This is a genomic window from Ruegeria sp. CDSC002 (genome assembly GCF_059610905.1).
Genome location: NZ_JBXWOM010000015.1, coordinates 37833 through 51528, shown reverse-complemented (window position 1 = coordinate 51528; position 13696 = coordinate 37833). Strand labels below are relative to the sequence as shown.

Below are 13696 nucleotides of genomic sequence, written 5' to 3'. Positions count from 1 at the left end.
GTCGTGACCGACTATTGAAGCTGATTCATGTCTGGCACGCACGGTTGCCTGTCTGCTGGCATCGCATCAGCACCTTCCGGAGCCTTGTTTCTGGATCCACCTACATCCAACTTGAACTTCGGTGACGAAAGTTGGCCAGTCACGTCAAACGGCCACGCGCTACGGGATAGCGGTTTGCCAACTCGACGAGGTTCTGCCCTGATCGCAATAGTATCTTTGACCCAATCCACTTGGCCCTTGGCCACCAATTGAACAGAACCCGTTTCAACCACGATGGAGTCTGAGCTTACCCGGCCGGCTTCGATGCTAATTGGTGCCACAACGCATGTTATGTCCGTGTAACCTTGACGGAGTTCCTCTGAAAACAGCCATGGGAAAATACCAAGCCCTGCCAACTCCAGAAGGCTGGTGCTGACATAGCCTTGTGACATCGATAAAGAAGCAGTGCCGCGCATGGAATTCACAAACGCATTGCCAGACGCAGTGCTGCCTGAAACGTTGAACTCACCACTCAATCGCCCATATGCATCTATCCCGATACCCAGTTCATCGAGAATCTCTCCGAATTCCCATCCTGAGGTTGACCCCGACAAGGAGAGCCAATCAGGTGAGTCAATCAGATCCATCACTGCCCGTAGGCTGAAGTTTCCACCGCCATATGCCAATTGGAGCGGCCCAAAATCTACGGTCCCTTCTTTTGCAGACAATTGGCTGGAAACAGAAGTTACGCCTTGTTGGCCAACAATCTTCTTAAAGTCGATTTGTACCTCGACGTCAGCCTCTCTCAGTACGCGCTGCACATCCAGAAGATCGGCTGGCTTTCCTTTCTCCTTTGGTAAAACCAGGGGCTGTACGTTGGTTTCCTTCGGTAGAACCAAGGGCTGTACGTCGGCTTCAGGATCTTTTGAAGCGTCGCCTACCAAGCTTTTAAGCTGGTCCAAAGTGGTGGTCAGGTTTTTTAGATCGTTCAAATCGAGCCTTTTACTCGCAACGTTTCCGCGAATTACAGAAGCGCCCTCGGGAAATTTTGCATCCAAAGCGGCCAGAAGGTGTGACGAACCGGCTTCAAACTCGATTGAGGCGGTGAAGTCCTCGCCCTGCTTCGACGTCACTGCATCGACGGCAAGTGCGCCAATCTCGACAGGTTGCAATTTGAGCGCAGTCAGAAAACTAGCTCCGTCGCTGACATCCAGTTCCACGTCAAAATCAAGGCCTGACAGCCCTTTCAATTCGCTGACCGATAGCGCGAGGTCAAGCGCCCAAAGATCTGTGCCATAGGTGGTTGCATTAAACCTGTTGAGCGAAACAGGCCCTCCTTCATTGGACAAGCTGAAGTCGGCATTTATGCCACCGAGCTGATTGACAAAATCTTCATCCATATTTGGCAAAATCAACTTGGCCGGCCCGTTGAGTGTGCCATCGAAGGTCACGTCCTGAAGCTGAAGCAGGTCGAGAATTTCGCCGTCGGCCTTTAGAATTGGGTCCTCGACGGGTCCAGCCTGTAAGGCGATGCCCAGCATCGCAAGCCGACCATCAGGCATGCGGCGAATGCGTTCAATAGAGGCTGGCCCGATCACGTCCAGGCCTTGGTCAAATGCGTTAGTTTGGAACAGAAGCTTCTCGAACTCGAAAGACGCAAGGGATCCCACCATGTGCATTTCAAAGGCTGTGAACTTCAGCTCCTGGAAACTCTTTGCTGCGTTCGGCGGCTGCCCCTCAGGATATAGCCGCGCGTCGAATAACAGATCAACGCCCCGAGCTGTGTAGAGGTCTTCTATCGATCCTTCAGCAGTAAGTTGCTGTCCGTCCTCAAGGTTTACGGTGGTCGTAAAGGTCTCGATTTTCAGAGCATCCTGAGAAACAAGCTCTGCTTGCAACTGGCCATTCCCTTCCAGAACTCGCTCCAGCCCAATGACTTCAAGAAAGTCACCGAATTCACCAGTGTCCATCTGCAAGACAGCACGATAGCCGCCTCCCTCGTTTTCCGAAAACGGTTCGCCGTCATAGCTCACCGTCATTTCGCCAAAATTGGCGCGCGTCGTAAACGGTGCACTATGAGGATAGTCACCCTCGATTTCGAAACTTTGGCCGTTGACGGAGCCTGTCCCCGAGACTTTTGTTCTTTGCCCTTTGTCTACCTGTTCCAGAGCGAGAGACTGGAGGTCAAACACGAACGAAAAGCCAGAGGTTTGATCATCAATGTTCAACCCAATGGATGTGAAAGTTACATTCTTGTCGCTCAGGAATGAGAGGATCCCGCTACCTTCTGGGTCGCCCTCATTGGACCCGCCTGTCTCAGCTATAGCCTCTTGATTGTCCTCTTCCGTGGCGTTTACGGGTTCAGGTTTTGGCGTCGGTCGGCCTTTTCGCCAACTTGTAGTGCCGTCAGCAGCTGTAAGGAAATTCGCCTGGAGACCGTCAACGACGAGGTTGTCAAAGTGCAGACGTCGATTGGCCAAAGCGGCAACATCCAATTCCAGTTCCAGAAGGTTCAATTCTGCAAGAGATGTTTCCGGCATTGTTTGGCTCGGGATAATCACACCACCGACGTAAATGCGGGTAATGCGTCCAAGCGCGACACTTACATCGTCGTTGACTACAATCGGTTGTCCGATTTGTTCAGAAAGGACTTTTTCGACTAGGTCACGTCGCATCTCCGAGAATAGCGGCGCAGCAAGTAGCAACCAAACAAATCCGATTGTTGCAAACACAAGTAGTACGACAATCCCAATTGATCTAAACAGCCAAGTCCTCATGCATCCCCCTGTCGTCGCCTACGCCGTTTTGTCTATCTTCAATTCGGCGTTCGCCAATCTGCTGGACTAGATGGGCACATAATTCGGTTCGCGCGCGCCGCGCATTTCGTGCTCATCGGTCCAAAGCCGCCAGGATACGAGCATCCCGCTCGTATGGGTCCTCGCGGAAATGAACGACCCCGTCTTCGACCCACGCTGTCCAGTATGTCAAAAGAACCGGCATTGGCTCAGGTAGATCAACGCGCGTTGTCTTTCCGCTATCCAAAATAGACTGCATCTTCTGTCGGCTCCAATCTGGCTCTCCCTCCATCAGAAGGCTCGCGAACTCGAACGGATACTCAAGGCGAACGCAGCCGGAACTGAGATTTCTCTCGTTTCGGTCAAAAAGGGTTTTGTCGTTTGTGTCGTGCAAGTATACAGCGTATTTGTTTGGAAACATGAACTTAACCAAACCCAGCGCATTGTCTGGGCCCGGCTGCTGAACCAGGGTCACGCCGGGGTTCTTCGCCCCCCAGTTTACAGCGTTTGCTGGGATTGTCTGGCCATCCTTGTTCCGAACGACATAATTGTTGCGTGTCAGATAGGCTGGATCCTTGCGGATGCGCGAAAGTTTGTCTTTACGAAAAATCGAGGCGGGAACGGTCCAGGTGGGATTGAATTCAATGTACTTGATTTCGTCTCGGAACACTGGGGTCTTTCGATAGGCTGACCCTGTGATTGATCTAGTGGTCCAAAGCGTGCCATCCGATGTGACCAAATATGTGCGGGCTCCTGCAATGTTCACCAGCACGAATTCGTCGTCGACTTCCCGCATAAGCCAGCGGCCACGTTCCAAGCTGAGACGCAGCTTGTTAATGCGATCTTCCACCGGTTTGTTTAGCGATGCGAACGTCTTACCGCCAATGACCCCATCGGCTTCTAATCCATGCCGACTCTGAAAAGATTTGACTAATTTCAACAATTTATCGTCGTAAACCCAAGCTGGATTTATGCCGTTTTCGCCATCTTCAGAAGATCTGCTTGTTTCAACGTAGCCTTCTGTCGCCAGCCTTACACGCAGCTCAGCGACGGCAGGGTCCACCATCTCTGGTTTAAGAACGGTTTCATCCGAAACATTGGTCCAACCGCCCTGTAAAGCAATGGCCCTATACTTACTCAGTGCTTCGACAAGCATCATATACTGCGCATTGTCGATATCGATGCGCTCGATTAACGCGCTAAAACCTTCACCTTGAAGAAACTGATTTAGGACAACGGCTGGGTCTTGTTGAATTACCGGTTTTGAGAAGTTCCAATCGTCGTCCAGTGCATTTGGGTCGACTTTCCCAAACACCAAATGATGAACCAGTTTCACCGCAGCGTCCGTTGCCAGAATATCGAACAATGCTTGATTAGAAACATCGCCAGTTTGGGCGGCCTTAAATGCGGCTTGAAGCTCCGCTAAGTCAAAATCTTCCGGTCTGAAGCCCTGTTCTATAGCGCCATCCAACTCCTCCAAGAGTTCGTCTGCCAATGCATCGCGTGTCCACGCAGGAGTGAAGCCCCTCTCTTCGTAGAAACGCGGCACTAGGATTTCAGCATCCAAGCTCTTTCTGTCAGGTAGCGTGCTACTCACGTCCAACTTGGCACCGAGTAGAGAAGCAATCTGCTCTGATATCTCGTTTGCGACACTTGGGTTGGGGAATATTGTTACCAATGCAGTTAGCGAAATCGCGACTAACGACTTAACGTGACCCACCAATACCTCCTGCGGCTTCGCGCTATATGCTGTCTCTATGTGGGAGGATACTCATACATAATGTATAATCAAATCGTAATTTATGATTTTAGTATGGCCATTTGATTGGAGGGTTTGAGTGCTGTGTGTATATGCAGGGGATTGACGCTGAACGTCCAAACGATCCTGTGGACGAGGCGGCCCTGTTGAATCTACTGTCATTGCAGTATCGACGGAGTTGGGCGGGTTATGGCGACATTTGTATTGGTCCACGGAGCGTGGCAAGGGGGATGGTGTTGGGCTCGCGTAGCCGCCCTTCTGCGCAGGGACGGCCACGACGTTTTCACCCCGACACTGACAGGGTTGGGTGAACGTGCTCACCTCGTTAGTGACGAAACCGATCTGGCCATGCATATCGAGGATGTCCTAGGGGTAATCACGTGCGAAGAACTCTCTGACATTGTTTTGTGCGGTCATAGCTATGGCGGCATGGTTGTCACCGGAGTGGCGGATAGAGCGCCCGACCACATTCGCTCACTTGTGTACCTCGATGCGCTCGTACCGGGCGATGGGCAGGCGGCCTTGGATGTTTTGCCTGCGGATATCGCGGCAGGGCTTCGTGATAGTGCCGCCGATGGTAAAGTCGCGCCGGGCCCAGCGGAGGCTTTTTCGGTGAATGGAGCAGACTGTGCGTGGGTGGACCGCCGAAATGTCGCGCAACCACTCAAGACATTTGAGCAACCGATGCAACTGGTGAGCGGCGGAGCCGAGGTGGTAAAGCGGACCTACATCTATGCCACCGGCTGGGTCCCTGGGCTTGGCCAACCGTTTTTTGAGCGATACCAGTATCAGTCGGGGTGGACGGCGATTTCGGTGCCATTCGGGCACTACGTGATGATCGATAGGCCTGACGACTTGGCCCGAATGCTAATGTCTGCGATTTGAATTTGGCCGCCGGATCCTGCACGAGCGCGCGGACAGCGAAATCGCCCGCATAGGAATAGTTATTGCTTCTATCCCGATTGTCCTACTTCAATCAGCGCTTCGGGCGAGATGCGCCGTAGCTCTGCAAGTGAATCCGCGTCTCGACTGATCAGCTGGCATTGATCTCAAACCGAAGCTTCAGCTTCAATGGCAGGCAACCGATCTCGGCGCCGTCACTTTCGGATGCTCGATAATGAGTATGCGGTACTAGCTAGGAAAATAAGATCGGCTCAGACAAGGCGCTCGACGTTATCTTGGCCAACAAGTCTCTCACAATTGCCTTAGAACTGTTTCCCACTGACTAGGGTTGAATTTTTTCGACCAGAGTGCACTCTTGATTGTGGATGAGCGTCTAAAGTCGATTGAGCTGAGAGAGGACTACTATAAATTGAACGAATTCTACGCACCGCGCAAACTTATGGGCAAAAAATGCAAACTTATGCGCAAATCTCGCGCAAGGTTATGGGCGTAGAATCCGTAATTTTCTGAATGTAATCAGTGTTGGGCGCGCAGCGATATGCGCGCGCCTACAGATATTGTGGAAGTTCGATATCGGGTTCATCTGCCTTGGAATCGTTATGATCTAAGGTGGTAAAATCTGGTTTGTAGATCGAATGGTCTGGGTCTGGCGCGACTTCCAAAAAAGTGGCGGGTCGTTGAGTGATCTTGAAACTGAGCGCTGAGGAATTGCCCTCTTGGAACAGTTCGCGGCTGCCTGTTCCCGTTTGGGTCAGATCGCACCCATTTTCCGGCGTAGATACTGCGCGAACTCCGCCACTCGGCGAGGTTGGGCTCGGCCGGGTGGAAACATCATTTGTAGCGGCTTGGGTGGTGGGAGGAATTCGCCTAACAGGGCCACAAGCTTTCCGGCTCTGACATCATCGCCAACATCCAGTTCCGATTTCAACACGATGCCATGGCCTGCCAGAGCCCAACTGCGGATAAGCGAGCCATCATTTACAATTCGGTTTCCCTTGACTGGGACAAGCTGGCGCTCTCGGCCTGCGACAAACTCCCAAACGTTGTCGAGCGAACCACCGAAACGCATAACCAGGCAGTTATGATTTGCGAGGTCTTCGGGCAGTTCTGGTGCTCCATATGTCGCCAGATAGCTGGGTGCTGCGCAGACGAAACGCTGGTAGCTTCCAAGGTTGCGTATTCGGAGTGAGCTGTCGGTGATGTCCCCAAACCGAACAGCCAAGTCAAAACCCTGACCCACGAGATCGACATAGCCATCGGATAGCGACAGTTCTATTGACACAGCCGGGTTCTCTTCGGTGAATTCAGAGATCACGTCAGAGACAACACCACGACCTAAATCAATAGGCGCACTGACGCGGATCAGGCCAGAAAGGGTTTCGGCGCCGAGGCGAATGCGGGTGTCGAGGTCGGTGACTTCACTGAGAACGCTCTTGGCGCCATCGATCAGGACCCGACCCTCTTCGGTCAAACTGATTGAGCGTGTCGTTCGGTTGAACAATACCACACCGTAGTGTGATTCCAGCGCAGCGAGCCGTTCGGAGACAGTTGTGCTCGATAAACCTGTCTCTCGGGCCGCCGCGACAAGGCTGCCTTTCTCGGCGATGGTCAGGAAGAGGCGGAGGTTGTCGAGCAGCATTAGTCGATATTTCCGGATTATATTTCCGATGAATGACTGTTTATCCCGTTTTGGCGGCGGCGTAAATCTACGACACCAACGTAACAGCAAAGGAACGACCTGATGGCCAAGCTGACCATTGTCGCCAACATCAAAGCCAACCCCGGCAAGATCGACCTTGTCAAAGCAGAGCTCACCAAGCTCATCGACATAACGCGTGCCGAAGAGGGTTGCATTAACTATGACCTGCACCAGGACAACGACAACCCGGCACATTTTGTGTTCTACGAAAATTGGGAAAGCCGAGAGCTTTGGCAAAGCCACATGGGTGCTCAGCACCTTGCGGCTTACCTGGAGGCGACAGAGGGCGCCGTTGCAGAGTTCACGTTGAATGAGATGACAGTCATCGGTTGATACAGAACCGGACAAAGGAGCACGTTATGAAAGCCGTGGGATACCGTGAGGCAGGGTCGATTGATCGGGCGGATGCCTTAATCGACTTCGATACCGACAGACCGACGCCGAAGGGGCACGACTTGTTGGTCAAGGTGCAGGCCGTGTCAGTGAACCCAGTCGATACGAAAATTCGTCAAAAACGAGCTCCTGCAGGTGCAGCACCGGATATTCTGGGGTGGGACGCAGTAGGGATCGTCGAAGCAGTTGGCGAAACGGTTGAGACTTTCAGTCCGGGAGATACAGTTTGGTATGCCGGGGCGATAAACAGATTGGGAACCAATGCTGAGTTTCATCTGGTTGATGAACGTATTGTCGGAGCCGCGCCAAAATCCATACCTGCAAAAGCAGCTGCGGCGATGCCGCTAACGACGCTTACTGCCTTTGAGATGCTGTTCGACCGCTTGCGAGTCCAAGATGCCGTTCCCGGCGGGACAAAAACGTTGCTGGTTATAGGTGGCGCAGGCGGTGTCGGATCAATCACCATTCAATTGGCACGGGCTCTCACTGAATTGACAGTGATAGCGACAGCGTCCCGACCCGAGACACAAGACTGGGTTCGAGAGCTGGGCGCACACCATGTCATCAACCATGCGGAACCTTTTGGCGCACAACTCGGGGCTCTCGGTATCGAAAGCGTGGATTTCATCTATTCAACGAACCATTCCCAGCTTTATGCGTCTCAAGCCGGAGAGGTGATGACACCTCAAGGTCGCTTTGGGTTGATCGATGATCCTGAGACCTTTGACATCGCGCCATTCAAACCCAAATCGATCTCATTGCATTGGGAGTTCATGTACACTCGGTCGCTTTTTGGGACTGGAGATATGAACCGTCAAAGCGAAATCCTGAATCAGGTCGCCGGGTTGATAGACGATGGAAAGATCAGATCCACAGCAACCGATACACTTGGTACAATCAATGCTGCAAACTTAATGAAAGCGCATGCTATCCTCGAAAGTGGCAAGGCCAAAGGAAAGCTCGTGCTTGAGGGTTTTTAGATGAGAATTGAGCGGCTAGATCATGTGAACATCGTAACAACTAAGTTGTCTGAAATGGCTACTTGGTATGAAGAGGTCTTGGGTTTGAAACCTGGGGCCCGCCCTGATTTTCCGTTTCCCGGGGCTTGGTTGTATGCGGGTGATCACGCCGTGGTTCACCTTGTGGGTCACGAAGGCACGCCAAACGTTGGCTCCGAAGTGAAGTTAAAGCTCGAGCATTTTGCGCTCTCAGCCACTGGTTTGAGCGCATTCGAAGAAAAACTGACCTCATGTCAGATCCAGTACCGAAAAACTGACGTCCCGGGGGCTCGAATGGTCCAAATTCACGTGGCGGATCCTGATGGGAATCATATTCATATTGACTTCGAAGAATCCGAGTAAGCGGCTAACCCGTGAAATAGATGGAACGCAAAATCAAGCTCGTAACTTCTTGTCGATTAGGGATTGAGATCCTTGTCGGGGTTGCTTCCTAGAACTACGCAGGTCAACATTTTCGGGAGGTGCAAACGTCGACTTGGAGATTAGCATGCCGGACCTCGAAACAAACAAGAAAAACGTCATCGCTTTCTACGAAATGATGTTCAACGAGTGTCGACCTGCCGAGGCCATAGCGACCTTTGTTGGTGAAACCTATACGCAGCACAACCCGCATGTTGGCGACGGCAAGCAAGCCTTTGTCGAGTATTTTGAGCGCATGGCTGCCGAATACCCGGGAAAGCGCGTGGACATCGAACGCGCGTTTGCTGAAGACGACCACGTTATTCTGCATTGCCACCAAATCTGGCCCGATGGTCTCGAGTACGCAGGGATTGATATATTTCGCCTGGATGCTGAAGGTAAGGTTGTCGAGCACTGGGATGTTCTTCAGGAAATTCCAGCAAACAGCGAGAATGACAATGGCATGTTTTAACTTAACCGTTCTGACTACGGTGCATGGAACTTTGAAGACTCCTGTCGGCTGAACCACGATAGTCAAAGGGCGTAAGTCTGATCCAAGAATCCCGCCGAAGCGTATCTATCAAGAACCTTTTAGAAAGGAGATAAATATGCTCTCGAAGAGTATTCTTGCCGCGACCCTTGGATTGTTTGCAGCTACTTCGCCTCAAGCTGGTGTACAAATTCGGTTCATAGAGGGCGCACCCAAGGACCGTTTTGTTCTGACAAATGTCGGAGCGTGCGAAGTAAATGCCTCGACTCTCAAAATCGACTTGTCGCAATCTGCCGGACGATTGATCTTCGACGTTACCGAAAAAGGTGCGGGCGTAGAGGTCTTTCAACCTCTCGAATTCGTTGAGGGTGTGGATGCTCTGCGGCAATTTCCAGTGGTCGTGGATGGGCAAGATTCAATTGAACTTGAGATAGCCTCCCTTGCAGCCGGGGACAAACTCGCCTTTACCATCGATGTAGATGACACCATCGGGCAACGCGAAATCACCGTAACAGGGTCCGAGATCGAAGGCGCCACGGTGTCTTACTCCGATGCGGATAAGACCAGAACTGCAACCTTCTCTTCCGAAGCGCTTGTCAACGTGACGACCAAGGATTGCTGAAAGCAGTTCCGCAATATCGAACTTGTTGATCCGCATAGCATTTCTTGCGCTCATGTTGGGAGGCGGTGTCCTGATCGGGACACTGACTGCACCGGGCGATTGGTATGCGCAGCTTTCTAAACCTGCTTTCAATCCACCAAATTGGATATTTGGCCCGGTTTGGACGGTGCTTTATGTGTTGATCGCCATGGCGGGTTGGCGCCAGTGCGAAACAGACCGAAGCTCGGCTGCGATGAAGCTGTGGTGGACGCAGATGGGTCTGAACTTTTTGTGGTCCCCAACCTTTTTCGTTCTGCAAATGCCGTGGTTGGCCCTTGTGGTCATTGTAGCATTGCTGGCTGTCATCGTCGTGTTCATCGCTGAAGTCAGGCACACTGATCGAGTCTCTGCACTGGCCTTCCTGCCGTATTTAGCATGGGTCGCATTTGCCACGGCACTTAACCTTTCCATTGCGATACTGAACTGAGAAGGAACAATATGCGTGGCAACTTCGTTGGGCTTGTTTCAGGTCTATTTATCATCGGATCTACAATGGCACAGGCTGATGGAAATCTTACTGAGGACTTCTCCGAGTCTCCGGAGACGCGTTGGGACTACGTTGCGGACACTGTCATGGGAGGGGTCTCATCAGGGCAGGTGCAGTTTCGTTCGGATGGTGATGTTGCATTCGCGAGGCTGACCGGATCCGTCAGTACAGAAAACAACGGTGGATTCATCCAATTCAGACGCAAGTTGCTTGATCGGCCAGATGCGAGTGTATCGGGCGTCAGGCTGTTGGTACGGGGGAATGGCGAGCAATACTTCGTCCACCTCAGGACACGTGGCACGGTGCTTCCGTGGCAATACTATCAGGCCGAGTTCGCAACTTCTGACAAATGGACCGAAGTCTCTTTACCTCTGTCAGGCTTTAAGGCTTCAGGTGCCATGTTGCGCGCTATTCCCGTTGCTAACGAAATCACCTCTGTTGGAGTTGTAGCCTACGGGCGCGATCACGAGGCCAGCGTAGATGTCAGCGAGATTGGATTCTACTGAAGGTCTCTCAAACGAGGGCTGTGTTCTTCAAATAGGTCCGCAACGCCGGTATTTCTTCTTCTGTCAGTTCCTGAATGCGGATGTGCTGTTTCTTCTTTTTAGATGCTGAACCTGTCTTTTCTGAGCGAACATTCAGAGTGTGCTGCTTTCTGAAGAGACAACTCGACTGGCAGTCCCAAGTTAAAAATACTTAATCAAAGCAAAGTACTTTTAGCAAAAAACAACTCCCACATGACGCTTATCTAAAGGAGTGAGTATCATGAAGAGGATTGCAGCATTGGGCCTTGTTGCCCTGACCCTATCATTTGTTGGCACTGGTGCGTTTGCGGAGTGCTACTTTGGGAACGATGAGGTAACCGGGGCGGAAACGATCATCTGTGAGACAGAGAGTGGCTTTTCCAGCTGGGGCATAATGATCGCTGAAGCTTGAGCGTTTCGGGGCACAACACCAGGCTTTCTGTGAGTTAGGGTAAATCAGATCGAACTCTGCAATTGGTAACACCAAAGCTGAGGAACACGCAGCGCCGAGAGTGGTGAGGCGACGGACTCTTCCATAGTTGTTGCACGACGCGGAACCTTGGGTTTCGCTGCGATTCAAGAAGCTGCTCCAGTTCTTCACCTTGGTTTGCATCGCCGGAAATTTCAAACTCACGCAACATTGCGCCAATTCTTGGCGTTCTCCGTCTCTCTGGCCAGGCATTGTGATGGCCTCTGTTGTCAGGAGTTCTATTGTTCTTTGTATTGACCCGTCACGACACCGCCCCACCTTTCTAACTCAGTTTTAGGAGCATCCTGAGTGTTTGTGAGGACCACCGCCTTATTCACTTTTGCTGTGTCTACCCCGGCCATGGCACTGCAGCTTCGCGAAACAGGGCGTTATGAGCTCAATCAACCCGCAAGTCTTCCCCCGGGGTCGAGATTGCATAATGTTCTAAGAATTTGGCTTCACATTCTGGCTAACACCAGTTTTTGCCTAGTCCCGTTCGCTGTCCAAAGCTTCGCGTATGAGCGTCAGATTCGGCAGCGAATTGTGAAATGGACTTGCCCCGAGTTCGGACAAAATTGGAGCCAGAGATTCCGACATCCGCTCCATACAAGTTTTCAGGAACTCTGCGCCTTGCGGCGTTGACCGGGCAATTTTCGAACGCTTGTCCTTTGGGTTTGTCTCAAGAGTGATCAAGTTATGATTTTCAAGGCTGGCGAGCATATGCGTCATCGAAGTCTTGGGCACCTGAAACGCGTTTGAGAGTTGCAGTGGGGTTTCACCTTCGGGCCGCCGTACCAGATGGCCCAAAATTCCAAATTGAGTCGCCGTCATTCGACCAGGTAAGAACGCTTCAAGCTTGGTCGAGATCAACTGATTGATGATCCCGACCTCGGTGAAGAACCGGTAGACTTCGTTGGTCTCATCTTCAGGCTTCATTCAGAATTCGTTTCTCCAGCGGCCAGCGCGGTGTGGCGATTGGCTCGGGTCCATGCCCCAAACGCAGCAACATTTGCACTGTGTGGCCCGGTGACGCAAGAAGCTCATGAGCCAGCGCGTATTCGTCAGCCATCTCAGGATATTCCTGAAGGGCCTGACTGACCGGATGAACGCCCAGGCCCATTTCGGTTGTCTTCAAATAAAAACGCATCAATTGACGTCCGGCATCGAGTTGATCGCTTCGCGTATTTGTGGCTGTCGTAAGGACTGCGTATTGCGGCGTCGCGTCTAGCATCGCGAAGTAGTCTCGCATGTGTGACTGAGTGCCTGGGTGGTCAACGTTCATCAGGGTCTCATTGTCCAATAGGCCGGTAAGTCGCAGCGTTTCCAGCATGGGATCGCGCAATTCAATCCCGTCCGGGTTGGCGTTGATTTCTGCTTTCCCGATCCGCATCAGGTCGACGGATTCTTTCAGGGTCTGCGGCGTTCGCATTTCGATTTCAAAAGCGCGTTTCGTAAGATCTTGAATACGGGTCACCAAATCTTCGTCGGTAATCAAAGTTGCATATTCGCCAAGCGTAGCCACTTGATCGGCAGAGAGGCGCTGTTCAGTGTATGGTTCTTTGTTCGAATGCCGTTTGAGGATTTGATCTGATAGTGGATCGGATGCCCCGCCCGGCACAAACACTGCTTCTGCGACGGGTCCGTCATCCCCATCAGGCAGTAACTTGACCTCGGTATCAAACCCCTGTGCACCTGCCGCCAGGACCATAGTCTCAACAAATGCACCGAGGCCAATATAGAGCTGGCGGTGGTAAGGATCGGTTTCCGGAAGCTCGCGATCAGGATCACGGTGGATGCGCACCTTGTCTTGTCCAGCCAACTCAACCAGCCAAGGTTGCAAGTTGTGCGGATTGGGGGCGAGAATTGCGTAGGATAAAGCGGCTTTACGTGGGTCGTCATACGGTTTTGGCGTCCACGGAGCCAGCGCGTCATGCGGCGTGCGTGTAGCGAGGAACGCAACCGCGCCCGTTGCCGCCAGTATTGTGCCTCCGCCTAGAATCTTGAGAAAACGTCTTCGGTTTGGCATGTTGACTCTCCAGTAGTGCGATATCGGACTAATTTAATACGAATTCGTACTACATCAACCCCAATCGATGCAGTGATTGGCTGAGTGATTTAT

General features: G+C 52.1%; 14 protein-coding genes. 9 read left to right on the top strand and 5 right to left on the bottom strand.

The genetic code is table 11. The annotated features are described in order from the left end of the window. Positions 1-11 precede the first annotated feature (11 nt). Together AC2FJE_RS21400 and AC2FJE_RS21395 are read right to left on the bottom strand one after the other, a co-directional pair. On the bottom strand, positions 12-2756 hold the full coding sequence (locus tag AC2FJE_RS21400) for an AsmA family protein (protein WP_496758160.1): 2745 nt from the start codon (positions 2754-2756) through the stop codon (positions 12-14). A gap of 112 nt (positions 2757-2868) precedes the next feature. After that, positions 2869-4494 carry a L,D-transpeptidase family protein gene (locus AC2FJE_RS21395; RefSeq protein WP_496758163.1) on the bottom strand — a complete coding sequence of 542 codons (1626 nt, stop codon included), beginning with the start codon at positions 4492-4494 and terminating at the stop codon, positions 2869-2871. A gap of 228 nt (positions 4495-4722) precedes the next feature. Between AC2FJE_RS21395 and AC2FJE_RS21390 the strand changes: the two genes are divergently transcribed. After that, on the top strand, positions 4723-5418 hold the full coding sequence (locus AC2FJE_RS21390) for an alpha/beta fold hydrolase (protein ID WP_496686348.1): 696 nt from the start codon (positions 4723-4725) through the stop codon (positions 5416-5418). Positions 5419-6187: 769 nt separating this feature from the next. On the opposite strand, the gene AC2FJE_RS21385 is transcribed toward AC2FJE_RS21390, so the two are convergent. Continuing rightward, on the bottom strand, positions 6188-7075 hold the full coding sequence (locus AC2FJE_RS21385; RefSeq protein WP_282121335.1) for a LysR family transcriptional regulator: 888 nt from the start codon (positions 7073-7075) through the stop codon (positions 6188-6190). A 102-nt stretch (positions 7076-7177) separates the two neighbouring features. On the opposite strand from AC2FJE_RS21385, the gene AC2FJE_RS21380 reads away from it, so the two are divergent. The 8 genes from AC2FJE_RS21380 to AC2FJE_RS21345 all read left to right on the top strand — a co-directional run bounded on the left by AC2FJE_RS21380 (position 7178) and on the right by AC2FJE_RS21345 (position 11520). Beyond that, complete coding sequence (locus AC2FJE_RS21380; protein WP_282121334.1) at positions 7178-7468, top strand: putative quinol monooxygenase; 291 nt, start codon at positions 7178-7180, stop codon at positions 7466-7468. Positions 7469-7494: 26 nt separating this feature from the next. Beyond that, positions 7495-8508, top strand: a complete 1014-nt coding sequence (locus AC2FJE_RS21375; protein WP_109310826.1) for a zinc-binding alcohol dehydrogenase family protein — start codon at positions 7495-7497, stop codon at positions 8506-8508. Continuing rightward, positions 8509-8889, top strand: a complete 381-nt coding sequence (locus AC2FJE_RS21370) for a VOC family protein (RefSeq protein ID WP_496761472.1) — start codon at positions 8509-8511, stop codon at positions 8887-8889. It abuts the gene before it with no gap. A 145-nt stretch (positions 8890-9034) separates the two neighbouring features. Continuing rightward, on the top strand, positions 9035-9418 hold the full coding sequence (locus AC2FJE_RS21365; protein ID WP_282121333.1) for a nuclear transport factor 2 family protein: 384 nt from the start codon (positions 9035-9037) through the stop codon (positions 9416-9418). Between the two features lie 136 nt (positions 9419-9554). After that, positions 9555-10058, top strand: coding sequence for an aggregation factor core (locus AC2FJE_RS21360; RefSeq protein ID WP_282171040.1), 504 nt, complete (start codon positions 9555-9557; stop codon positions 10056-10058). Positions 10059-10110: 52 nt separating this feature from the next. Beyond that, on the top strand, positions 10111-10524 hold the full coding sequence (locus AC2FJE_RS21355) for a TspO/MBR family protein (protein WP_496761471.1): 414 nt from the start codon (positions 10111-10113) through the stop codon (positions 10522-10524). Between the two features lie 65 nt (positions 10525-10589). Beyond that, positions 10590-11090, top strand: a complete 501-nt coding sequence (locus AC2FJE_RS21350; RefSeq protein WP_496761470.1) for a CIA30 family protein — start codon at positions 10590-10592, stop codon at positions 11088-11090. Between the two features lie 259 nt (positions 11091-11349). Then, the gene (locus AC2FJE_RS21345) at positions 11350-11520 is read left to right on the top strand and encodes a hypothetical protein (protein WP_496758173.1); all 171 of its coding nucleotides are present in this window, start codon (positions 11350-11352) and stop codon (positions 11518-11520) included. 543 nt (positions 11521-12063) lie between these two features. On the opposite strand, the gene AC2FJE_RS21340 is transcribed toward AC2FJE_RS21345, so the two are convergent. Further along, complete coding sequence (locus tag AC2FJE_RS21340) at positions 12064-12513, bottom strand: MarR family winged helix-turn-helix transcriptional regulator (RefSeq protein WP_200833197.1); 450 nt, start codon at positions 12511-12513, stop codon at positions 12064-12066. Further along, entirely contained in the window at positions 12503-13603 is a 1101-nt protein-coding gene (locus AC2FJE_RS21335; RefSeq protein WP_496758176.1) for an Acg family FMN-binding oxidoreductase, read from the bottom strand. The genes AC2FJE_RS21340 and AC2FJE_RS21335 overlap by 11 nt, the downstream gene beginning before the upstream one ends. Between the last annotated feature and the right edge of the window lie 93 nt (positions 13604-13696).